The 233-nt window shown below is 58.4% G+C and carries 1 protein-coding gene; it reads left to right on the top strand.

The window, feature by feature from the left end; all coding sequences use genetic code 11:
- The coding region (locus KVT34_RS31300) for a hypothetical protein (protein WP_217563399.1) at window positions 1-233 on the top strand (233 nt) is incomplete at both ends.

The following is a 233-nucleotide window of genomic DNA, read 5'->3' on the forward strand; positions in this document are numbered from 1 at the left end:
AAGCTGATGGGCGATGACACCCTGAAGAACGTCAGCGCCAAAGGCGAACACGCGGTTGATAACAGTGACGTGGGCGGCAGCGCGGGTACCCAGGGCAAGCTGGATTTGTTCAAGCTCGACCCTAAAGGGAAGCCGCTTGGCGGTGAAATATTCACGCTGTATGGGCCCGACGGCATAACAGAGGTCACCCGGGGAACTACAGGTTTGGACGGCAGGCTTAGCCTGTCCGCAAA

The organism is Paenibacillus sp. GbtcB18 (assembly GCF_019091125.1).
Classification (GTDB): Bacteria; Bacillota; Bacilli; order Paenibacillales; family NBRC-103111; genus Paenibacillus_F; species Paenibacillus_F chitinolyticus.